Raw genomic sequence first — 21,992 nt, 5'->3', positions numbered from 1 at the left:
GCGCATCTGGACCGATAAAACCGAAATAGTGATCGATAAAGCGTCAAACATGATCGATAAAAGTGGGAACATGTGCGATAAATCGTCGTCAAGTAGACACCAGACCGATAAATGGTGAGAGCAGTTAGATAAGTTGCCAAAGATGATCGGTATACTCGCTGAGATGTTCGATAAACCGAAAAAGGTGATCGATAAATGGCCACGCTTCTGGCCATGCATCATGCTCCTAGCCATACCCCACAGTCTCTTTTAAACTCTTGCGTCTGTTTAATCATAATCCCGTTTAAACATGACTTCTTTCGGCACATCCGTTCCTCTTGCTCCCCTTAGATCAATTTCCCCTGTTTCAGTAGGGTAGAAGATAATAAAGGTTTCGGGATTTGCTTTGGCTAGCTTTTCAGGAACCCGGTCAAGCTGCGGATGCCATGCGATCGTTCCTTTTCGTGCACTCATGACAATGACCAGGTCATTTTTACGCAAAGAGTCAACCGGCTTTTCATACAGCTCCTGCCAGGATTCAAGACGATGGAGGTAGGTGGTGACTTTGGGCTTGGCTGACGAGAATAGTTTTTCGTAGCTTTCCACCTTGTCCCGGATAATAAGGCATTCTACAACACAATTAAGCTGAACAGCCATTCCTTTGACAATTTTTATAGCATCATGCGTTCCAGGTTTTTGATGTGATCCTTTTGGCAAAATAAGCACAATACGGTCTGTTGTATTCAATGGGTGTCCCAATTTTACAATCATCGCCCGCTCGTTGGTGTGATCCAGGAAATTATCAATAATGCCTCCAAAGAGCTTTGACTGTGACGATTTTTCACCTTTCCAGCCTGCAATAATCGTGGTGATTCTCTCTTCCGCTACGGCACGCTCGATCCCTCGGCCGATATTGCGATCCACTTTAATAAGGGATCTGGCGGGAATATTGGCACCTGCTGCATAAGCGATCGCCTGCGTGAGCATTTTTTCAGCTGTGGCTACTTTGCCTTCAACTGATTTAACATCTTTTTGCACAACGCTAAGCGGATAGATAGGTTCATTTGACAGCTTGGCCTGTCTGACAACAAATCCTAAATCAAGTAATGTTTCCGTCGTTTGAGGATTTGCAACTGGAATTAAGATGCGCTCCGGCCGGTCATCCTGTCCCTGCTCTTCTGTCACTTCTTCACTAGCCAGTCTGCGTCCATACTTTTCAGTTAAATAAGGACCCAGTATGCAGGTGAGCAAAATCATGACAATGACTGCGTTAACGGTTGCCTGATCCAATAAATTAAGATCATACCCGACCAGTGTAGCGGCTAATGTAGCGGCAGCTTGAGGGATGGTAAGCCCTATAATGACGCGGTTTTCATCAGACGAGTATTGATAGATTCGGCTGGTAATAATACTTGCAAGGCTTTTTCCAACCAGCACTGAACCAATAATGCATGCTGTTATAACCCAGGCATCTGGATTTGAAAACAGTACTGATAAATCCATCAGCATGCCGACAGACAATAGGAAAAAAGGTATGAATAGAGCATTTCCAGTAAAACGAATGCGGTTCATTAACGGACCGTGATCATAAATATACCGATTAAGCGCAAGCCCTGATAAGAACGCACCGATGATCGGCTCTAATCCTGCTAAAAGTGCCAGGCTTCCAGCAACAAAAAGGATCGTTAAAACGAAATTAAATTCCATTTGTCCTTCATTATTTGAATTCCTGAAAAACCATCTTGCCAGGAATGGAGCGCCTACTAATACAATAGCTGCAAAAAGCAATGTAGAAAGAATTAGTTTAATCCAAAAACCTATTGTCGCATCACCGGACGCATATCCGGCTACGGCAGCAAGAATCAGCATTGCCAGAGTGTCTGTCATAAGCGTTCCGCCTATGGCTGTCGTTACGGCCTTATTTTTTGCTACACCCAGCCGCGAAGCAATCGGGTAGGCAAGAAGGGTATGGGAGCCGACAATTGATCCTAAAAGGATGGCTGCAGCCCAGTTAAATCCTAAGTAGAGACCGACTGATGTACCGAAAATCAATGGAATGAAAAAGGACATCAGCCCAAAAGAAACACTCCGTTTTCTGTATTTTTTAAAGCCATCAATGTCCAGTTCAAGTCCGGCGATAAAAATAATAAATAAAAGACCGACTGTACCGAGAAGCTGTATCGTCTCTCCTCTTTCAAGCAGCCCAAATCCATTGGGGCCCACCGCTACTCCAGCGATGATTGGGCCTATAATACCTGGGATTCGCAGCTTGCTCATGATAATTGGAGAGAGTAAAAAAATTATAACCGCCATTCCAAATACTAAAACCGGCTCCTGAAAGGGAAGCGACATCATTGAATAAGCACCTTCTCTCCATTTAATCTAAAAAATATTTTTGATTATACCACAGAACAAGGGTGGAGGTTTTGCTTAGCCCATTAATCACAGCACCCCGGCAGTTCCCAATCTGGTCAAATGCAGCTGATACGATGGGGCTGCGCTGAAAGAGTCACTACAAGGTGCGGGTTAAATTGCAGAGAAAAGCCGGCGTCCATTTTTCAATATGAATGGACGCCGGCTATGATTTTCAACCTTCTCTTTATTATGTCTGCTGCTTTTGTCTTAATTCGCTAAGCTCAGCTTCAATTCTTGTGAGCCTGCTGTCTGCAGAAGAAGGGTCAATGCCAAGCGATTCAAGCTTTTCAAGGTCATCCTGTGCACGAATATACTCCATCTTAAGCTCCTGGATTCTATCTTCAATCTCTCGTTGATTCAACGTCAAATCCCCCTTATGATGCGAAAGTTGTTTCCTAGTCTAACGAAATATTGGAAGATTTGCAAAAAATTCTGCTTTCTCATACATAAGTTTCAGTCCAGGGGGGTATATGGTAATAGAAAGTTTTCGGAAAATTTAGAGGATTTAATGAAGAACTTGTCGAAATACAGTTGTACAACTTGTTTGTGTTGAAGTCAAAAAGGGGGGCTGTACATATGTTTAAGCCTTATGAATCGGATCATTTTTTTGATGAAATGCTGCAGCAGAACGGTACAACCAAACTGCATTATCAGGCATTTCACAATATGATTAACCAATTTTCAGCAGAGGAATTAAGGGAAAAGCATGAAACGGCACAATTAAGCTTTCTTAGACAGGGCATCACGTTCACAGTCTATAACGACAATGTAGGAACGGAGCGAACCATGCCATTTGATTTTATTCCGATCATTGTGCCGCCGGATGCCTGGTCGAACATTGAAAAAGGAATGAAACAGCGTGCGGAAGCACTGAATTTATTTTTGGAAGATGTGTATAAGGAACAAAATATTTTAAAGGATGGTGTCATTCCGCGGGAGCTGGTGGAACAAAATCCGAATTATTACCGTGAGCAGGTCGGCGGGGTTGATATTCCACTTAACAATCATATTTTTTTAGCGGGTATTGATCTTATTCGCGATCAGCAGGGAACCTACCGGGTGCTTGAGGATAATTTGCGCAATCCGTCCGGAATGTCCTATGTCTATCAAAACCGCTATGTTATGCGGCAGGTTTATCCTGAATTTTTTAACCGCCACAGCATCCATTCATTGGAGCATCAGCTGTCTAATATGCACGATGCGGTCCTTGCACATGCGCCGAAAAATTGTGGGGAAGAACGGGATCCGAGAGCTGTGCTTCTCACCCCGGGAATGTATAACTCAGCTTATTATGATCATGTTTTCCTGGCACAGCAAATGGGGATTGAACTTGTTGAAGGAAGAGATCTGAAGGTGCGAAACGGCATTGTTTATATGAAAACAATCAGAGGACTTCAGCAGGTGGATATTATTTATCGCAGAATTGATGATGAATACCTTGATCCGCAAGCGTTTAATCCAGATTCAACTTTAGGGGTTGAAGGATTGCTTGAAGCTTACCGTAAAGGAAATGTAGCCATTTTAAATGGCATAGGAAATGGCGTTGCCGATGACAAAGCGATGTATGCCTATGTGCCTGAAATGATCCGCTACTACTTAAATGAAGAACCGCTGATTCCTAATGTGGATACCTATTTTATGCGTAATGAGGAACAGAGAAGGTGGGCGCTGGAACGGCTGGACGAACTGGTAATCAAAAATGTTGGGGCTTCAGGCGGCTACGATATGCTGATTGGTCCGCATGCTTCTGAAGAAGAGATAGCGATGTTCAAAGAAAAGATTCTGGAAAATCCCAGCCAGTACATTGCACAGCCGACAATTCAGCTTTCCCGCGCTCCGGCCTTCCAGGATGGACGTTTTTATCCATGCCATGTTGATTTGCGCATATTTGTCATGAGGGGCGACGAAACCCATGTCCTGCCGGGTGGCTTGTCCCGAGTAGCCTTAAAAGAGGGATCCTTAGTAGTGAACTCATCTCAGGGCGGCGGAGGAAAAGATACCTGGGTACTGAAAGGAGTTGAGAATCATGCTCAGCAGAGTAGCTGATTCCCTTTACTGGATGTCCAGAAATATTGAACGGGCTGAAAACAATGCACGGGTGCTGGGAGTACAATTAATTCAAATGCTCGAAGCTTCCTCAGAAGATTCCCTCGCAAAATATGACTGGGAGGCCGTCATCGAAATTTGCGGCTCCTTATATGAATTCAACCAGCTGTACGATCATTTTTCGATTAATAACGTGATTGATTATCTTGCATTTTCAGAGGATAATGGCAGCTCTATACTAAGCTGTATAAAGTTTGCCAGGGAAAATGCACGCGTCACTCGAGATATTATTCCCACTGATTTGTTTGAGGTTTGGAATGACCTCTATTTAGAGAGTTCCAATATTTATATTCCGGCAGGATCTCTCAGGGAGGTTCACCATTTTATAAAGAGAGTAAAAATAGCTTCATTAACCTCTCAGGGAGTGATTGAATCATCCATGTCCCGGGGCGTTCCATACCGGTTTATTAAAATTGCAAAATGGCTTGAACGGGCAGAAAAAACAACCCGTATTTTAAATGTCCTGAGTGAAAAATCATCGCAGGATGCAGAGCGCGCAGACGGCACGAACTACTATTATTGGCGGTCAGCACTGCAGCTGCTGAATGGGTACGATGAATATTTAAAAAAATACCCTCCGAGAATGTACGAAAAGGATGTACTGACTTTTTTGGTCACAGATTATGCTTTTCCACGATCGATTCAGTATTGTATGGATCATGTCAGGGAAGCCATTATTGCCCTTGAAGGAGGCAGGGTGTCACATTATTCCTGGAGAATGTATGCGGCGCTCGACCGATTGATGGATGATTTTGATGAAATGAAGCTTAAATCTCTTGATGTCCATCAAATAAGCTCATACCTTGATGAATTTCAGGATCGCTGCAATGATATTAGTGAAGTATTTTCACAAACGTATTATCTTATTGAGCCTTCGCATGTGCCATGAAAGGGTGGCAGAAGGATACTGGCCACCAACGAGAATCACCTAAGAGGACGTGAAAATGGGATGAAATACCACATTGAACATACCAATACCTTTCACTATGAAACTATTGTTGATCAAAGCATGAATGATATCCGATTAAAACCGAGAACAGACGAATGTCAGAGACTGTTATATTACCGGTCTGAAATTACCCCGGCCTCCTTAACAAAGGAATACATTGATATTTGGGGCAATAGTGTGGAATCGTTTTTTATTGCAGATTTCCATAAATCGCTGGAAGTAAAAACGATCTCAACGGTGAGCATACAAAAAAGTCCGTTCATAGGAAGAATTGATTATTCACCTGAAATGCAGTCTATTTTTCATTCTGATCTATTTAAAAGCCATTATCTGGCTTCTCTTAATCAAACAGCGTATACATTTATGGAACAGCAGCAGGTGGATAAAATTGTCCAAGAGATCGGCGATACGGAAAATCCGGTGCAATTTTCTCTTGACCTGATGAAATATGTCCATGACATGTTTACGTATGATGGTGAAGCAACTCATGTAAATACGAGAGCAAGTGAATCGGTTGAAGGGAAAAAAGGTGTCTGCCAGGACTACGCCCATGTGATGATTGGAGTCCTGAGAGCCAGAGGAATTCCGGCAAGATACATTAGCGGCTATCTTTATGTAGGAGAAAACTCTGCACTTGTTGGTGATTCCGCGACTCATGCATGGGTTGAAGTGATGGTTCCGGGTATTGGCTGGGTCGGGCTTGACCCAACTAATAATGTAGAAGCGCTGGAAAATCATATTCGTGTAGGAGCAGGCAGAGATTACGCAGATGTCAGTCCTCTTCAAGGAGTATACAGAGGCGGACAGCACACGCTGGATGTGAAGGTTAGTGTAAAGTTGATTGAGCAATAGAGAAATGACGCCCTTCTAGCACGGGCGTCATTTTTAAGTGATTTTACTAAGCATCAAAATAAATGTAAATCGAGGAGAGAGATATGATAAATAAACGGACTGCGCTTGTTATTGGTGCTACAGGGCTAGTTGGACAAGAGGTTGTAAAAGAGCTTTGCAGCAGGGATGAATATGGCGAAGTAAGGATCATTTCCCGCAAGCCAATTGAAATGGAGCATGAAAAGCTTACTGTCAGCATCATCGACTTTAATTACCTGGAGGGTTCTCATATCGGTGTGGCTGATGATGTATTTTGCTGTCTGGGTACGACAATGAAAAAGGCAAAGTCTAAAGCAGCTTTCAGGCAAGTGGATTTAGACTTTCCATTACAATTAGCATCACTTGCCAAAAAGAATAATGCGAGGCAATTTCTGGTCATATCGGCTATGGGAGCGGACTTATCGTCGACGTTTTATTACAACCGTATTAAAGGACTGATGGAAGAACAATTAATTGAGCTTGATCTGCCTCATCTTCAGATTTTCAGGCCTTCCTTGCTATTGGGCGACAGGAAAGAGTTTCGTCTGGGTGAAACAGTTGGAGCAAAAGTAATGAGTGCTATGAGCTGGGCGCTGGTCGGTCCTTTAAAATCATTAAAGGCGGTGAGGGCAGAACAGGTTGCACTGGCAATGGTGGAAGGTGCGCTGGCACCTTCCGTAGAAAAAGTGAAAATTCATCTTTCATCCGACATAGAAAAAGTAGAAAAGCCGGCACTTTTAATAGAGAAAAAATGACAATTGAAAATGATCCTTTCAGCCGTGCAATAGAAAACGAAACACAAATTCTTTTCCTCTGCCTCAACTACTGATAAAGTATAATTTAAGATTTTTGTATGGAGGAAAGAAGGTGTCCAGGATTGTTTGATTCTTTATTATTCACTGTAATGCTTGTTGTATTTTTAGGAATATTATCTCAATGGGTCTCGTGGAGGGTACGGCTCCCCGCAATTGTGGTTATGTCTGTAGCGGGTATAGTCGTTGGACCCGTACTTGGAATTATCAATCCTGAACAGGAATTTGGAGATCTTTATGGCCCCATTATTTCAATGGCCGTTGCGATTATATTGTTTGAAGGAAGCCTGCAATTAGACTTTCGAGAAATTCGTGATTTGGGCAAACCGGTGATGAGAATTGTAACCATTGGTGCCTTCATCGCTTGGGTACTGGGGTCTCTTGCAGCCCATTATGTAGCGGGATTATCACTGCCTGTGGCATTTGTGATCGGTGGATTATTTATTGTTACCGGTCCTACCGTGATTCTGCCATTATTGAGGCAGGCAAAGCTGAAACCCCGCCCGGCGAAAATATTAAAATGGGAAGGCATAGTGGTAGATCCATTTGGTGTCTTGCTTGCGCTTTTTGCTTTTCATATTATCCTTTTCTTCGTTGATGAGAAGGTTACATTCATGACGCTGCTGCTGTTTTTTGCTGCAGCCATCTTTGCAACCATTTTCGGCTGGGTATGCGGAAAAGGAATGGGCTGGATGTTTGAAAAAGGGTATATACCTGAATTTCTGAAATCACCTGTCCTTTTTGCTGTGGTCCTGCTTTGCTTTGCGATTGCTGATGAAGTGATGCATGAAACCGGGCTGCTGTCTGTAACCGCGATGGGAATTACGATGGCGAATATGCATATTTCATCCATGAAAGATATGAGGCACTTTAAGGAAAATATTTCGGTGCTGTTGATTTCCACTATTTTCATAATGTTAACTGCGTCACTGCAGATTGAAACGTTATTTGAAATTTTTAATCCAGCCATTATTGGGTACGTGTTGTTGATGTTATTTTTTGTGCGGCCATTATCGATATGGCTTTCCACGATAGGTACAGATTTAGCCTGGCAGGAAAAAGCATTGGTTGGATGGATTGCACCGCGCGGAATTGTGGCGCTGACGGTTTCAGGCTATTTCGCTTCCGTCCTTATTGGAACAGGTTTTGAAGATGCAGAATTATTAACGGCATTAACATTTGCACTTGTCTTTGCGACCGTATGTGCTCATGGATTTTCGATCGGATGGGTTGCACGTAAACTGAAGCTTGCCAATGATGAAGGACCAGGCGTAATGGTCGTTGGCGGAAATCCGTTCACAAGAGCGCTTGTAGCGGTGCTTGTGGAAATGAAAATTCCTGCTGTTTTAATCGATTCGTCGTGGAGAAATGTGGCAGCTGCCAGACAAAATGGCCTCCCGACCTTCCACGGGGAAGTGCTCTCTGAACAGACGGAATATCAGCTGGATATGACGCCATATGAAACGATTATTGCAGCAAGTCAATCGGATTCTTATAATTCGCTTGTATGCTCTACCTTTACGCCTTCGTTTGGACGTAAGCATTTATTTCAGGTATCGACTGAAAAGAAACAGGATGCGGATTTGGACGGTCTTACCCATAGCGTGGGGGGCAGAGTATTATTTAATGATGAAACCAGCCTCCATTCGCTAATCAGAAGAATCAATGAGGGGCATGTTTTTAAGAAAACGTCGATTACTGAGCAATATAGCTATGAACAGTATAAAAACGAAATCAGCAAAGAAGATTTAGTTGTAGGTATTCTCAAGAAATCAGGCCATTTTGAACCGATGGCGAAGGATTCTGAAATTGGAATTGAAGCAGGAGATACGGTGCTCAGACTATCTTCTCTTACAAAAGAAACAGAGAAAATTCAGCAGAAATCTCAAAAAGCCAAAAGAAAAAGCAATGGTGACTGATCAAGATTAAATAACGCTTTAAAAGGGGCCGGTTAATTTCCGCTCCAATGAACCTAAGCTAGTAGATTTTCAAGGGGAATGAGAAAAGAAAAAGCTTCTGCAGACAGCAGAGGCTTTTTCTAATGCCCATGCCAGTCTCATTAATGGTCAAATGACTTTTGATTTTAATGGCTCATGTTATACTTTTTATAAGAAGAAATGGACATGAAAGGATTTTGATGATGAAAAAAACGATCGTATTAGCAGAAAAACCATCCGTTGGCCGCGATATTGCACGCGTGTTAAACTGCCATAAAAAAGGCAACGGATTTATTGAAGGAGAACGCTATATTGTGACGTGGGCGCTTGGGCATCTGGTCACCCACGCAGACCCTGAAGGATATGGAAATGACTATCAGTCATGGCGGCTGGAAGACCTGCCGATCCTTCCGGACCCGATGAAACTTGTTGTTATAAAGAAAACAGGAAAGCAGTTTCAAGCTGTTAAGCAGCAGCTGTCACGTCCAGATGCAGGTGATGTAGTGATTGCGACAGATGCAGGACGTGAAGGAGAACTGGTTGCCAGATGGATTCTCGAAAAAGCGAATGTGAAAAAACCGATTAAACGCTTGTGGATTTCATCCGTAACAGATAAAGCCATTCAGGAAGGGTTTAAGAATCTGAAGGATGGCCGCAGCTACGAGTCCTTGTATGCATCTGCAGTGGCGAGGGCAGAAGCGGACTGGATCATGGGGATCAATGCTACGCGCGCACTAACAACCAAATACAATGCGCAGCTTTCAACAGGCCGGGTTCAAACCCCGACGATTGCAATGATTGCCATGAGGGATAAGGAAATCAATGAGTTTAAGCCTCAATCATACTTTGGAATAAAGGCAAGGCTGGATGGACTTACTCTTCAATGGCAGGACAAAAAGTCAGGTCAAACCAGATTATTTGATAAAGAAGCGGTTGAAAGAACCCTTGATACATTAAAAGGAAACCAGGCGATAATAAAAGATGTCAAAAAGACACCAAAAAAATCGTATGCACCTGCACTATATGATTTAACAGAACTGCAGCGTGATGCACATAAGCGGTATTCTTTTTCGGCGAAAGAGACTCTTTCAGTCTTACAGCGCCTCTATGAACAGCATAAGCTTGTCACCTATCCAAGAACAGATTCCAGATTTTTAACTGAAGATTTAGTTGAAACATTGCCAGAGCGCTTGAAAGGCATGCAGGTTAAACCTTATGCAGCACATGTAGCTAAAATCCTGCGCAAGCCGGTTAAAGCAAACAGCCGCTTTGTGAATGATTCAAAAGTATCGGATCACCACGCCATTATTCCGACAGAGGAAAGGCTGCTCCCTGACACATTAAGCGACAAGGAATGGAAGCTGTATGATTTAATTGCCAATCGATTTCTTGCGGTACTAATGCCTGCTCATGAATATGAGCAAACGAATATCACAGTACAAATCGCGGGAGAAACTTTTTCGGCTAAAGGAAATATCACTACCGTTACAGGCTGGAAAGCCATTTTTGACGATTATGACAGAGAGCAGGATCAGCAGCAGGAAGCAGATCAGTCCCAGCAGCTGCCAGATGTAAGGCAGGGACAGAGCATATCAGTTAAGTCAGTTGAAATGACAAAAGGAGAAACGAAGCCGCCTGCACGTTTTAATGAAGCCACCCTTTTATCAGCTATGGAAAATCCAAAAGCGTATATGAAAAATGAGAAAAAAGAACTTGTTCAAACACTTGGAGAAACCGGTGGATTAGGGACGGTGGCCACACGTGCTGACATTATTGAAAAGCTCTTTAACAGCTTCTTAATTGAAAAAAGAGGAAATGATATTTTTATTACTTCAAAAGGAAGACAGCTGCTCGATTTAGTTCCGGAAGAATTAAGATCGCCTGCCTTAACGGCCCAGTGGGAGCAAAAGCTGGCAGCCATCGCAAAAGGTTCCCTGAAACAAAGCGATTTTATCGCAGAAATGACCAATTTCACAAAAGAAGTTGTCCGCACGATTAAAAACAGCGACGCAAAATTTAAACATGATAATGTTACCGGGACGCATTGTCCTGACTGCGGGAAACTGATGCTCGAAGTAAAAGGCAAAAAAGGAAAAATGCTTGTTTGCCAGGACCGGGAGTGCGGTCACCGGAAAAACGTGGCAAAAAAAACCAATGCCCGGTGTCCGAATTGCCACAAGAAACTTGAACTGCGCGGAGAGGGAGAAGGGCAGACCTTCAGCTGTGTCTGCGGCCATCGTGAAAAACTGTCGGCTTTCCAAAAGAGGAGAAAAGAATCCTCTAATAATAAAGCGGGTAAACGGGATGTAGCCAATTACATGAAAAAACAAAATAAAGAAGAGCCGGTTAATAGTGCACTGGCAGATGCTTTAAAAAATTTAAAGCTTTAAAGAAAAATGCGCTTCAGCCGGTTTGGCTGAAGCGCATTTTTTTATTGGGTGTCAATCTCCCGTGCTGCCCTGCTGTAAAAAACAGAAAAAGCAGCAGCGGTCAGGATAGCAAGCAGGCTTAAGACTAGAAAGAGGTTGCTGTAAAGTACATTTGACCCGTTTGATGAGAGGATATTCAACTTTGTTGTAACACTCTGAATTTCAAGCACACTGCCAAAAATGGCGCTGGCAAATGCGCCTCCCATAAAGTTTAAGAGATTAAACAGGCCAATTCCCACTCCGGTCTGTTCAGTTGACAGAGTTGTTGTGAGCAGGTCGGCTGTTGAGCTTTGGATCAGCGGAAAGCCGATATAAGCGACCAGCATACAAAGCGAAATAACCAGCGCGCTGCTCCCTGCAAAAGTAGAGATGAGCAGACAGCCAGCAGCAATCAACGTTAATGCCACTTTTACAACAGGCACTCCGCCTTTTTGATCAATGACCCGTCCGCCGTACTGACCGAGGATGCCGCTCACAATGGCTCCAGGGAAAAGAACCATCCCAATGCCGATGGTCGATAACGTATTCAGGTCACGCAGCATAATCGGAATAACAAAAATCAAACCGAACAGGCAGGCGGTTCCAAAGAAGCTGGAAAATACAGTTACCGTATACCGTTTGTTTTTTAATATAGAAGGCTGAATAAAAGGTTCCTGCGCCTTGATAGTCCGCCAAACAAACAGAATGATAAACAGGACAAAAACAAGCAGCATGAAATAATTAAATGTCGTGATAAAAAACAACAGGCTTGCTACAGAAACAGCGATCAGTCCTGCGCCAAGTAGATCGACAGAACCATAGCGCCGTTCCTCGCGCGGAAGCCATTTTCTGAACAGAGGGATTGAAAGAGCGGCAAATACAGAAAAAATAAATAAAAACCGCCAGTTAAAGGCTCCTCCTAAAACACCGCCCAAGATCGGTCCCACACCGGAAGCGAAAGCGACTGTTGATGCCACATAGCCAAATACTTTCCCACGGCTGCTGGGCATAAAGCGGGAAGGGATAATAAAAGAAAGGGCTGGAATACTTGCGCCTCCCATAGCCTGCAGAATACGAGCCAGAATAAGCACCTCAAAGCTTGGTGAAAGAAAGCCAAGCAATGCTCCAAATGAAAACAATGCGATGCCGACAGTAAACAGGGTCCGGATTGGAAAGAGATCTGCCAGTTTCCCGTACATCAGCGATCCGATCGCAAAAACTAAAATATACCCGGTCATCACCCAGCTCACCTGAGAAGGGGATAAATCAAAATCTGCTGAAATATCCGGGATGGCAACGTTAAACATCGTGCCGTTCATCACAGTAAAGGCCAATATTAAACAGACAAGAAAGGTTAGTTTCTTTTTCTGAGCCTCAGGGACTTCTTTTATCGTTTCTGATTTTTTATGCATAGAGTACCACCTTCATTTCCTAAAAACCTATTTTTATCTATAGTCGTAAAAATTATTTCGGGGATCAAACTAATCATAGGTTTTTTGTGATGGATCTTCAACCTAAAATGTTTGGATAAGCTATAATAAAACTATTCAAACAACGGGATGGTGGTCGATTTGGTTAAGAATCAAAAGGGGAAAACAAACGCCATGCGTCAGCTCGATGCTGCTAATATTTCCTATGGCATCATTCATTACGACGAGTCAGACGGACAAAATGATGGCATTTCAGTAGCCCGTAAGACTGAGAGACAAACAGATGAAATTTATAAAACCCTTGTTACACAATCTGCTTCGAAACAATATTATGTTTTTCTGGTGCCAGTGGAAAAGGAGCTGCACCTAAAAAAAGCGGCCCATGCGGCAGGTGAAAAGAAAATTGACATGATCGCTGTTAAGGACCTGCAAAAGGTAACGGGATATGTAAAAGGGGGATGCTCTCCCATCGGAATGAAGAAAAAGTACCCCACTTTTCTGGCAAAAGAAGCCTCATCTTTAACGGCTGTACTGGTTAGCGGGGGGCAGGTAGGCAAACAGATTGAGGTAAAGGTAGAGGACCTGCTTCTGGCAGCGGAAGCAGTTTTTGCGGATATAGTACAGGAATAATCCCGATAACGCTCCAGGCAATTTTTTGCTGCGCCATTAAACGGTTTATCCCTCTTTAGATATGACGAGCATATTTGGTTGTTTTAGGAATGCTGAGCAGGGTATTCCCTTTATAAGGATGTTTTTATAAAGGAGGAACAAGTAAATGGGCAAAACAATTTTTATTACAGGGGCAGGAACCGGTCTTGGTAAAGGAACAGCAATCGGTTTAGCAAAAAAGGGGCATCATGTCATTGCCTCGGTTGAAGTGATTTCTCAAGTGACAAGCTTACGTGAAGCGGCGTCTGAAGCCGGAGTGGAGCTTGAAGTGATTAAATTAGATATTACAAGCAAGCGGGATCAGGAGCTGATTGCGGAATACGACTACGATGTATTCGTAGCCAACGCAGCGATTGGTGAAGGCGGTCCGATCGCTGAAATTCCGGTTGACCGTGTGCGACGCATTTACGAGACAAATGTTTTCAGCACACTTGAGAACGCTCAAATAGCTGCCAGAAAATTCGTGGAGAAAAAGCAGGGTAAAATTATGTTTCTCAGTTCCATTGTAGGAATTGTCGGCATGCCATATCTTGGCGCATACGTTTCCTCCAAGCATGCAATCGAAGCCATTGCGAAAACGATGAAAGCAGAGCTTGAGGAATTTGGCGTCCAAGTGGCAACCATTAATCCGGGACCATTTGAAACTGGATTCAATGACCGGATGTTTGAAGAAAGAAAAAAATGGTACGACCCTGAAAAGAATTTTACACCGGAGGAATCGTTTGACGATTTGAGGCAGCTTCTTGATCAGCAATATCCCCCTCAGGACATGATTGATAAAATGGTCGAAGTTATTGAAGCTGATCACCATGCCTTCCGTACCGCCTTTCCGCAGGAAACAGAGGATATGATGAAGCAGGAAGAAAAGGACAAGTGGGAAGAGAAAGTATAATATGTATTTTAATACTAAGACCCCGGCAGAAGGCACTTTTTATTCGTCCTTCTGCCGGGGTCTTTTGTGCTTTTTAGTGGATTCAGCAAAGGGAGACTATAGGATTCACTGCATGTAAAAAAGCTGCCATGGGCATCAGTCCGGTTTTTATCCTCTCCTCTCCATGCTAATGATCTTTCATGAGTTGGGAAATCTGTGCGAAAATGACCAAATGAAAATTTATTTAATAGAATGCGATATTTACATTTCTGTTCTCTCATGATAAATTTGGACTTTCGTAAGCGGTTTCAAATTAACACGTTAAGGGAGGAAAGTCATGTGGATCTTAGACAAAAAATAGGGCTGCTGCTTGGTCCTTCATTATTCGCCATTTTATATTTTATCCCGTCTCTCACCGGTCTTGGGGACGAACCGAGAGCTGTGCTTGCTGTAACCGCCTGGGTGGCTGCATGGTGGATCACGGAAGCTATGCCAATTCCGGCGACATCTTTATTGCCGATTTTTCTGCTCCCGATTACGGGCGGTGCAGAGGAAAGAACAGCAACGATGGCTTATGCCGACCCTATTGTATTTATGTACATGGGTGGTTTTACGATCGCACTTGCTATTCAGAAGTGGAACTTACATAAGAGAATTGCCATGTTTATTTTATCCTTTGTCGGGACTGGCAGTCAGCGTATCATTCTGGGCGTTATTATCGCCACCGCCGGGCTGTCGATGTGGATCTCCAATGCGGCGACTGCTCTCATGATGCTCCCGATTGCTCTCGCATTAATCACTGAAATTAAAGAGAAAAACTTTTTGGATGAACAATCTCTTCAGCGCTTCGCTAAAGGATTGCTTCTGTCAGTGGCTTACGCAGCATCCATCGGCGGTCTCGCAACGATTATCGGCTCGGTGCCAAATGCCGTATTTGTCGCTGTAGCGGCCAACAGTCTTGACCGGACTGTGACGTTTTTTGATTGGTTTTTATTTGGGTTTCCGTTGACACTCGTGTTACTGGTCTTCATGTATTTTTATATAACGAAGTTCCAATTTAAAGTTAAGAATCAAAAGGATATCTCCTCCGACTTCGCAAAAGAACAGCTGAGGGAGCTTGGACCAATGTCATATGAGGAAAAAGCCGTGTTAACAGTGTTTTCTGTCGTCGGTTTGCTATGGATGACAAGTGGATTTCTTCCAGCGGCGTATGCACTTTCCGATACATCCATCTCCATGATTGGTGCGACCTCCATGTTCCTTTTTCCTGCCAAACAGGCAAAAGGAGGATTAATGGTCTGGAAGGATATGAAGGAGCTGCCTTGGGGGATTCTGCTTTTATTTGGGGGCGGATTATCGCTTGCAGCAGCATTTGAGTCTTCGAATTTAACGGGTTGGTTTGGCGAGCTGTTACAGGGGCTGGGGTCGCTGCCATTTATCCTCATCCTGATTGCTTTAGCTGCAATTGTTCTGTTTATGACAGAGATCATGTCTAACACCGCCGTTTCAAATATGCTTATCCCAATCAGTATCGGACTGGCACTGGGCATTGGTGTTGAACCTTACGCAATCATGGGAATCGTCGCTCTTAGTGCATCCTGTGCTTTTATGCTGCCTATTTCGACACCGCCAAACGCTGCTGTTTTCACCTCGGATTATTTAACAATTAATGATATGGTGAAAGCAGGGTTCTTTATGAATATTTTAGCGATTTTTGTCATCGTGCTGTTCGTTTATTTCTGGCAGCCAATTGTCATGCAGTAGGCAGTTTGAAATTCTTTTTCTAGTTATCTATGTTTACTAGCTTTATCAGCGGGTAATATTCTTCATGTAGACTAATTTAGGAGGAGATAACAAATGAGCTTATTTTACAAAGAATATTCAAACGATGAAGAAGTTGTAAATGCCGTTAACTCCGTTAAAACAAGAGGCATTAATGAAGATACCATTTACGTGATCACTCACGATGACGACCGCACAAAACGTGTGGCAGGCAACGCAGATGCAAACACAGTCGGCGCTTCTGATGTAGGGATTGCTACAGCAGCGAAAAACGTGTTCCGCAAAAAAGGCGACGAGCTTCGTGCACAATTCCAAGAGCTTGGATTCACTCCGGCAGAAGCTGAAAATCTGGAGGACAAGCTGGATCAAGGTAAAATTATTGTGGTGATCAAGGACGCACCTGCTGGTTTTGCGATCTAAGATAATTAATACAGGATGCCCTTATGAACAAGAGACTTGTTCATAAGGGTTTTTTTGTGCAGATTTTTTATGGTGACACCCTGGATGCTTGCCAGTTCAGTCCCTTTACCATCTATCACCCAAACAGCCTCTATTTTTCTGCAGTATTAAAATAAATTAATCGAAGCGGCGGGCCGTTTTATGTTAAAGTATGAAAATAACAATTTAGCTAGTCGAAGAATTAACTGGACTGAAAGAAGGAATGGCAAATGAAACGGAATTATGGACTGCGCTGGATTTTTTTCTTAGCGGGACTCGTGATATTAGCACTTGGAATCACCATGACGATAAAGGGTCAAAGGCTCGGCATTAGTCCATGGGATGTGCTGCATGTTGGCTTGTTTCAACAATTGGGTTTGACGGTTGGAACCTGGTCAATTATTATGGGTTCCCTTATTTTATTGGTGACTTGTTCACTAACGAAAAAGCTTCCCAGAATCGGAGCTATTTTAAATATGCTGCTAGTCGGCGTTTTTATCGATCTTTTTAATTGGCTGCTTCCAGAGCCTTCTTCACTGGCAGGAGTTATCTTTATTTTTGTCCTCGGCGTTGTGGTAATGGGTTACGGCGTTGGAATCTATGTAAGTGCGGATCTTGGGGCAGGTCCGAGGGACACGGTTATGATGATGGTCGTTGAAAAAACCGGCTGGGGGATAAGCAGAGTGCGAAGAGGAATTGAATTAGTCGTATTAGCTGCAGGGTTTGGCTTAGGCGGGCCAGTTGGAGTGGGAACACTGATTACGGCTTTCTTCGTTGGCTCCATCGTACATCTTTCTCTTCCTCAAAGTACGATCCTTCTTCAGCGGCTGATGGACAGGGAAAATAAAAATCACGAACAGCAACTGGCATCAAAAAAAGCGTTGTAAATAGAAGACTTAAGGAGAAGCTGATTTTTATCGGCTTCTTTTTTAAAGGCAAAGGGTCTAATGTCCAATCGATCTGCTTGGAATTATGCATATGATTAAGGTAGACTTACAGAAAACAGAAGGATAGACAGGAGTGGTTTGGTGTTCGATTTCGTCCGCACAAACGAACAGCAGTCAATGATCGAAACAATTGAAGCATTAATCCCTGCATTTAAGGAAAGAGAACATAATCTTAGTAAACTGAATTCATATCCTAAAGAGAATATAGAGGATTTAAAGAATATTTTTTATCATTCCTTGACTCTTCCAAAAGAATTTGGAGGAGCTGGCGGAGACTTGTATACGCTCGTTTTAGGACAGGAACAAATCGCCAAAGGAAGCGGAGCAACCTCACTATCTATAGGGTGGCATGGGGGAAGCTTGCTTGAGTTCAGTGAGAAACGGAACTGGAACCCTGAGGTGGTTTCCTGGCTGGCTGAGAAAATAAGAGCTGGTGCTTTAATCAATACAGCAGCGACGGAAAAGGGTGCAGGAAGCCCCACTCGCGGAGCGCTGCCAATGACAACTGCAACCGAAAAAAATGGGAAGTGGACAATATCAGGTGAAAAATCCTATACTTCACTTGCTCCGCTCATCGATTATTTCTTTGTGACTGCAACCATTAAAGAGACGGAGGAAGTGGCAACTTTTGTTATACCTCAGGATACGGAAGGGGTAAGTATTAAGGAAACCTGGGACAGTGTGGGGATGCGGGGAACTGCGAGCCATGATTTAGTATTGGAAAACGTAGAAATACCAAAAAACTATCTCGTAAAAAAACATGACGCCGAAAATAAATCCGCAGCACCTGGCTGGCTGCTTCATATTCCTGCCTGCTATATCGGTATTGCTGCAGCTGCGCGGGATGAAGCCGTATCCTTTGCAGCTGATTATGAACCGGCTTCTCTTGGTGAACCAATCGGGTCTCTTTCCACAGTCCAGCAGCAAATCGGCGAAATGGACATTGAGCTGCTGAGTGCGCGCCAAGTTCTTTATCACACAGCGCTTGCCTACGATGAAGCATTAGAGAAAGATGAGGTGAAAAACCTGCTTCAGTCTGCAAAAGTAAAAGTAACGAACGCAGCGATTGATATTGTAGACAGAGCAATGAGAATTGTCGGTCCTCAGGCAATGTCAGAATCAAGCCTCATGCAGCGCTATTATAATGACGTCCGCATGGGTCTTCATAACCCGCCGATGGAGGATATGGTTAAAAAATCCTTTGGAGACAAAGCTGTAAAACATCCTTAATTGGATGTTTTTTTATTTGAATCGAATAGAAGGAATAAATCAACATATACATGGTCAAGTAGGACTTTAAAACGGGGGGATGAAGTATGACTGGTAAGATTCGTCATTATTTCGCTGGAGGAAATACCGCGAAAGGATTCCACCACTTCTTTGATTCAAATCTTTCTTCTCTGAATCGGCTTTGGATTTTAAAAGGCGGACCTGGTACAGGCAAGTCCACGCTGATGAAGCAGATCGGCCATGCCTGGCTTGAAAAAGGATATAATATTGAATGGATTCACTGCGCAGGTGATCCTGACTCGCTGGATGGCATGATTATTCCAGCATTAAAGATCGGTTTGGTGGATGGAACGGCTCCCCATATTTTAGAACCAACAGCGCCAGGTGCAAAAGAAGAATATGTGAATCTGGGGCAGGCATGGAACCGAAAGAAGCTGGAGAATCATGTGAAAGAAGTGGAAAAGTATAATAAAGAGATTGAAGGGTGTTATAAAGAAGCCTATCAAACCTTTGCTGAAGCATTAAAGATTCATGATGAATGGGAAGAAATTTATATCGGCAAGCTGGATCGTGAAGCGGCTGATAAGCTGGCGAAAAGCTATATACAAAAGCTTTTTGGTGAAAGTAATGATAACAGAAAAGCGGATGTTAAACACCGTTTTTTAGGTGCTGCCACTCCTAAGGGTGCAGTCGATTATGTTCCAAATCTCACCTATGAGCTTCCGAAACGTTATTTTATAAAGGGAAGACCAGGCACTGGAAAATCAACTTTTTTAAAGAAAATAGCGCAAACCGCCGAAGACCGGGGGCTGGATGTGGAAATTTACCACTGCGGCTTCGATCCGGGGAGCCTGGATATGGTCATTGTACGAAAACTCGGGTTCGCCATATTTGACAGTACTGCTCCTCACGAGTACTTCCCTGAGCGGGAGGGAGACGAAATTCTGGATACGTATGAAGAAATTATTCAAAAAGGCACAGATGAAGAAAATCTGCACCAAATAAAAGAAATACGTGACCGGTATAACGCTAAAATGAATGAAGGAACAGCCTGCTTGAAAAAAGCGAAGCACCTCCATGATGAATTGGAGTCCATTTATATTCAGGCAATGGACTTCAAGAGAGTAGAACAAATTCAACAGGCAATTCACACCCAAATTGAAGAGATTGCAGAGACGTAATAGTAGGTTTTAGTTCTGGGACAAAACTCTATAAATTAAGTATATTGAGCCTATTTTAATTGCAAATATGAGGTGAACGGAGCGGAAGGTGGCGACTCCGGCAGGATTTGACTCCGCTTGAGACCCCGAAAGGCGAAGCCTGAGGAGGGCTAAAGCAGAGTCCCTGCGGAAAGCGTCCACCTGAAGCGCAGTGAACCGCTAGAACAGATTGAGACACATTTGTCCCAGTCTTATTTTTCATTTTGCAGAATATTTTCCTTTAATTATTATCCTGTAAACATTGGAACGCCTAGGTTCATTGGAGCGGAAGGCGGCGACTCCTGCGTGATACAGCGGGAAGGGTGAGCCTCCCGCCACGCGGAAAGCGTCGCCTGCAGCGAAAATGAACCGGTCTAGGATGTCTAGGGTCTCATTTTACAGGAATTCTTGAATTTTCCATTCTACCCAGCCTGGATGCTGTCTTTAACGCATCGATTGCAAGAGCTGCTGGTAAGCAGCTGCTTCATCAGCCTGACCAGTTTCCCGGTAAAGAGTCGACAGCCATTTTACAGGAGATGGGTCCTCAGGATTCAATTCCATTTCATAACTGAATGAATCAATGGCTTCCCGGTTTAAGCCCAGCTGATAATAAAGTTCACCGGCAAGTGCCTGTTGATTTGGATCTTCCGCATATTTGAGCAGCTTCTGAACCCGCTGATAAATTGGCAGGTTGCATTGCACCTTTTCAAGAGGTTTTAACCAGTCCACAAGATAAGCCAGATTATGAGTTTTACTTAGTATCGGGATGCAGGCGGTCAGAATGGAATCCAACTCATGTTTGTTCTCTTTTAAAATGGGAATGAGTGCCATACTCAGCTGTTCGATTGGAAGTTGGTTATCCCAATTTACTTTTGGGATGGCTTCTTTAATGTTTCTGCTGTCTTGTGCTGACAGGTCAAATGGATGGTGGATAAGCGTGGTCATTGCTTCCTCCCAGGCAGAAATTCGAATGCATTGCCTAAATGCCGCCTGATGGATCACGCTGTGTTCTGAATCGGCCATTCTAATAAGAATATCCTTTAATTCATGCTGCGTGAAATGATGTCTGGCTGTATCTAAAAATAAGGAAAAAGAATCCTCGGTCGTGTTCAAGTACTGCTCCTCATAAAGAAGAGAGAAGGATGCAATGGAATAAGAGGGGTCATTCCCAAAGGAGGACATCCATACCGAACGGTGTACCGGGTGCTCGCGATTTTTCCACAGCTTCCATTCAAGCGTGGAGCGGTCATGCTGCAAGAGAGACTCATCATTCAACTCATATTTTTCATGGTAGGACGAAAAGCTCGCATCGTGTTTTGTGCTTGCAATCCACTGGTTTTCAGGAAATGCTTCCTCAAGAGTAAGCAAAACCGAGTAGGCTTTTCCCCATTTTCCATCCCTGCGGTAGTCGTAATAAACATCCCGCATCACTTTAAACAGCTTGTCACCTTGAATTAATGAATCCATACAGCGGAAAATCTGCGAGACCTCGATCGGGGTGTAGCGTCTTTTTGTAAAGGAAAGCAAGTCAGTTAAAGAACGGTTTTTAAAAGTTTCGTTTTGCGATACCAGCTTATCAACCACGGGATGTGGACATAAAAAAACAATTCCTTTTGTCAGCGCCTGTTCAAGATAACTGCTCCGTTTTGATCGGGTTATCTTTTTGGCGGCAAGGAATTGTTGCCGATAAAAATATGCGTGATAAAGATCTCCAGTGGATGAAGTGGCTTCCAAAATGCTGCAGGGTGAATGGACAGCCATCCGAATTGGAGTAAGCAGGGTTTTGCGATTTCCTTTTTCCATCAACGTAATTGTGGTCAAATGGTTCATACGAATCCCTCCCTTTAATACTTCTACCATAACATATCAACCCTTCCGAGTATAATCATTTCCCAGAAAGAAATGTTGAAAATACACACATAATATCCAATATTATCTATAAAAGAAGAT

The 21,992-nt window shown here is 43.4% G+C and carries 17 protein-coding genes; 13 read left to right on the top strand and 4 right to left on the bottom strand.

Annotation, left to right across the window (positions count from 1 at the left end):
• Positions 1 to 267: 267 nt before the first annotated feature.
• Together E2R51_RS10280 and E2R51_RS19815 are read right to left on the bottom strand one after the other, a co-directional pair.
• Complete coding sequence (locus tag E2R51_RS10280; protein WP_240733037.1) at positions 268 to 2,334, bottom strand: cation:proton antiporter; 2,067 nt, start codon at positions 2,332 to 2,334, stop codon at positions 268 to 270.
• Between the two features lie 247 nt (positions 2,335 to 2,581).
• The gene (locus E2R51_RS19815) at positions 2,582 to 2,755 is read right to left on the bottom strand and encodes an SE1832 family protein (RefSeq protein WP_165967196.1); all 174 of its coding nucleotides are present in this window, start codon (positions 2,753 to 2,755) and stop codon (positions 2,582 to 2,584) included.
• A 215-nt stretch (positions 2,756 to 2,970) separates the two neighbouring features.
• Here E2R51_RS19815 and E2R51_RS10275 point away from each other — a divergent pair, with 215 nt between their 5' ends.
• The 6 genes from E2R51_RS10275 (at position 2,971) to E2R51_RS10255 (ending at position 11,458) form a co-directional block, all read left to right on the top strand.
• The gene (locus E2R51_RS10275) at positions 2,971 to 4,440 is read left to right on the top strand and encodes a circularly permuted type 2 ATP-grasp protein (RefSeq protein ID WP_133376951.1); all 1,470 of its coding nucleotides are present in this window, start codon (positions 2,971 to 2,973) and stop codon (positions 4,438 to 4,440) included.
• On the top strand, positions 4,421 to 5,389 hold the full coding sequence (locus E2R51_RS19995; protein ID WP_240733036.1) for an alpha-E domain-containing protein: 969 nt from the start codon (positions 4,421 to 4,423) through the stop codon (positions 5,387 to 5,389). The genes E2R51_RS10275 and E2R51_RS19995 overlap by 20 nt, the downstream gene beginning before the upstream one ends.
• A 60-nt stretch (positions 5,390 to 5,449) precedes the next feature.
• Positions 5,450 to 6,301 carry a transglutaminase family protein gene (locus E2R51_RS19990; protein ID WP_240733035.1) on the top strand — a complete coding sequence of 284 codons (852 nt, stop codon included), beginning with the start codon at positions 5,450 to 5,452 and terminating at the stop codon, positions 6,299 to 6,301.
• Positions 6,302 to 6,384: 83 nt separating this feature from the next.
• Positions 6,385 to 7,074, top strand: coding sequence for an NAD(P)H-binding protein (locus E2R51_RS10265; RefSeq protein WP_240733034.1), 690 nt, complete (start codon positions 6,385 to 6,387; stop codon positions 7,072 to 7,074).
• 122 nt (positions 7,075 to 7,196) lie between these two features.
• Complete coding sequence (locus E2R51_RS10260; protein ID WP_133376950.1) at positions 7,197 to 9,050, top strand: cation:proton antiporter; 1,854 nt, start codon at positions 7,197 to 7,199, stop codon at positions 9,048 to 9,050.
• Positions 9,051 to 9,271: 221 nt separating this feature from the next.
• A complete protein-coding gene (locus tag E2R51_RS10255; RefSeq protein WP_133377085.1) occupies positions 9,272 to 11,458 on the top strand; it encodes a DNA topoisomerase III in 2,187 nt (728 codons plus the stop codon).
• A gap of 41 nt (positions 11,459 to 11,499) precedes the next feature.
• Here E2R51_RS10255 and E2R51_RS10250 read toward each other — a convergent pair whose 3' ends face one another.
• A complete protein-coding gene (locus E2R51_RS10250; protein WP_133376949.1) occupies positions 11,500 to 12,888 on the bottom strand; it encodes an MFS transporter in 1,389 nt (462 codons plus the stop codon).
• A gap of 192 nt (positions 12,889 to 13,080) precedes the next feature.
• Between E2R51_RS10250 and ybaK the strand changes: the two genes are divergently transcribed.
• The 7 genes from ybaK to E2R51_RS10215 all read left to right on the top strand — a co-directional run bounded on the left by ybaK (position 13,081) and on the right by E2R51_RS10215 (position 20,024).
• A complete protein-coding gene (gene ybaK, locus E2R51_RS10245; RefSeq protein WP_240733049.1) occupies positions 13,081 to 13,536 on the top strand; it encodes a Cys-tRNA(Pro) deacylase in 456 nt (151 codons plus the stop codon).
• A gap of 145 nt (positions 13,537 to 13,681) precedes the next feature.
• Positions 13,682 to 14,467: an SDR family oxidoreductase gene (locus E2R51_RS10240; RefSeq protein WP_133376947.1), complete on the top strand. Its 786-nt coding sequence runs from the start codon at positions 13,682 to 13,684 to the stop codon at positions 14,465 to 14,467.
• 318 nt (positions 14,468 to 14,785) lie between these two features.
• Complete coding sequence (locus tag E2R51_RS10235) at positions 14,786 to 16,210, top strand: SLC13 family permease (protein WP_240733033.1); 1,425 nt, start codon at positions 14,786 to 14,788, stop codon at positions 16,208 to 16,210.
• 93 nt (positions 16,211 to 16,303) lie between these two features.
• On the top strand, positions 16,304 to 16,648 hold the full coding sequence (locus E2R51_RS10230; RefSeq protein WP_133376945.1) for a YflT domain-containing protein: 345 nt from the start codon (positions 16,304 to 16,306) through the stop codon (positions 16,646 to 16,648).
• A gap of 248 nt (positions 16,649 to 16,896) precedes the next feature.
• Entirely contained in the window at positions 16,897 to 17,553 is a 657-nt protein-coding gene (locus tag E2R51_RS10225; protein ID WP_133376944.1) for a YczE/YyaS/YitT family protein, read from the top strand.
• A 138-nt stretch (positions 17,554 to 17,691) separates the two neighbouring features.
• Positions 17,692 to 18,843: an acyl-CoA dehydrogenase family protein gene (locus tag E2R51_RS10220; RefSeq protein WP_133376943.1), complete on the top strand. Its 1,152-nt coding sequence runs from the start codon at positions 17,692 to 17,694 to the stop codon at positions 18,841 to 18,843.
• Between the two features lie 86 nt (positions 18,844 to 18,929).
• Positions 18,930 to 20,024: a PRK06851 family protein gene (locus tag E2R51_RS10215; RefSeq protein ID WP_133376942.1), complete on the top strand. Its 1,095-nt coding sequence runs from the start codon at positions 18,930 to 18,932 to the stop codon at positions 20,022 to 20,024.
• A gap of 462 nt (positions 20,025 to 20,486) precedes the next feature.
• Here E2R51_RS10215 and E2R51_RS10210 read toward each other — a convergent pair whose 3' ends face one another.
• Complete coding sequence (locus E2R51_RS10210) at positions 20,487 to 21,872, bottom strand: tetratricopeptide repeat protein (protein WP_133376941.1); 1,386 nt, start codon at positions 21,870 to 21,872, stop codon at positions 20,487 to 20,489.
• Between the last annotated feature and the right edge of the window lie 120 nt (positions 21,873 to 21,992).

The organism is Jeotgalibacillus sp. S-D1 (assembly GCF_004358665.1).
Lineage (GTDB): Bacteria > Bacillota > Bacilli > Bacillales > Jeotgalibacillaceae > Jeotgalibacillus.
Note: the sequence above shows the minus strand (reverse complement) of the source record. Positions and strands in the feature narration are given on the sequence as shown.

Excerpts from the sequence above, each read along its gene's own strand:
- E2R51_RS10255 (WP_133377085.1), top strand. The coding sequence starts at position 9,272 with ATGAAAAAAACGATCGTATTAGCAGAAAAACCATCCGTTGGCCGCGAT.
- E2R51_RS10265 (WP_240733034.1), top strand. The coding sequence starts at position 6,385 with ATGATAAATAAACGGACTGCGCTTGTTATTGGTGCTACAGGGCTAGTT.
- E2R51_RS10210 (WP_133376941.1), bottom strand. The coding sequence starts at position 21,872 with ATGAACCATTTGACCACAATTACGTTGATGGAAAAAGGAAATCGCAAA.
- E2R51_RS10225 (WP_133376944.1), top strand. The coding sequence starts at position 16,897 with ATGAAACGGAATTATGGACTGCGCTGGATTTTTTTCTTAGCGGGACTC.
- E2R51_RS10215 (WP_133376942.1), top strand. The coding sequence starts at position 18,930 with ATGACTGGTAAGATTCGTCATTATTTCGCTGGAGGAAATACCGCGAAA.
- E2R51_RS19995 (WP_240733036.1), top strand. The coding sequence starts at position 4,421 with ATGCTCAGCAGAGTAGCTGATTCCCTTTACTGGATGTCCAGAAATATT.
- E2R51_RS10230 (WP_133376945.1), top strand. The coding sequence starts at position 16,304 with ATGAGCTTATTTTACAAAGAATATTCAAACGATGAAGAAGTTGTAAAT.
- E2R51_RS19990 (WP_240733035.1), top strand. The coding sequence starts at position 5,450 with ATGAAATACCACATTGAACATACCAATACCTTTCACTATGAAACTATT.
- ybaK (WP_240733049.1), top strand. The coding sequence starts at position 13,081 with ATGCGTCAGCTCGATGCTGCTAATATTTCCTATGGCATCATTCATTAC.
- E2R51_RS10275 (WP_133376951.1), top strand. The coding sequence starts at position 2,971 with ATGTTTAAGCCTTATGAATCGGATCATTTTTTTGATGAAATGCTGCAG.
- E2R51_RS10280 (WP_240733037.1), bottom strand. The coding sequence starts at position 2,334 with ATGATGTCGCTTCCCTTTCAGGAGCCGGTTTTAGTATTTGGAATGGCG.
- E2R51_RS10250 (WP_133376949.1), bottom strand. The coding sequence starts at position 12,888 with ATGCATAAAAAATCAGAAACGATAAAAGAAGTCCCTGAGGCTCAGAAA.
- E2R51_RS10240 (WP_133376947.1), top strand. The coding sequence starts at position 13,682 with ATGGGCAAAACAATTTTTATTACAGGGGCAGGAACCGGTCTTGGTAAA.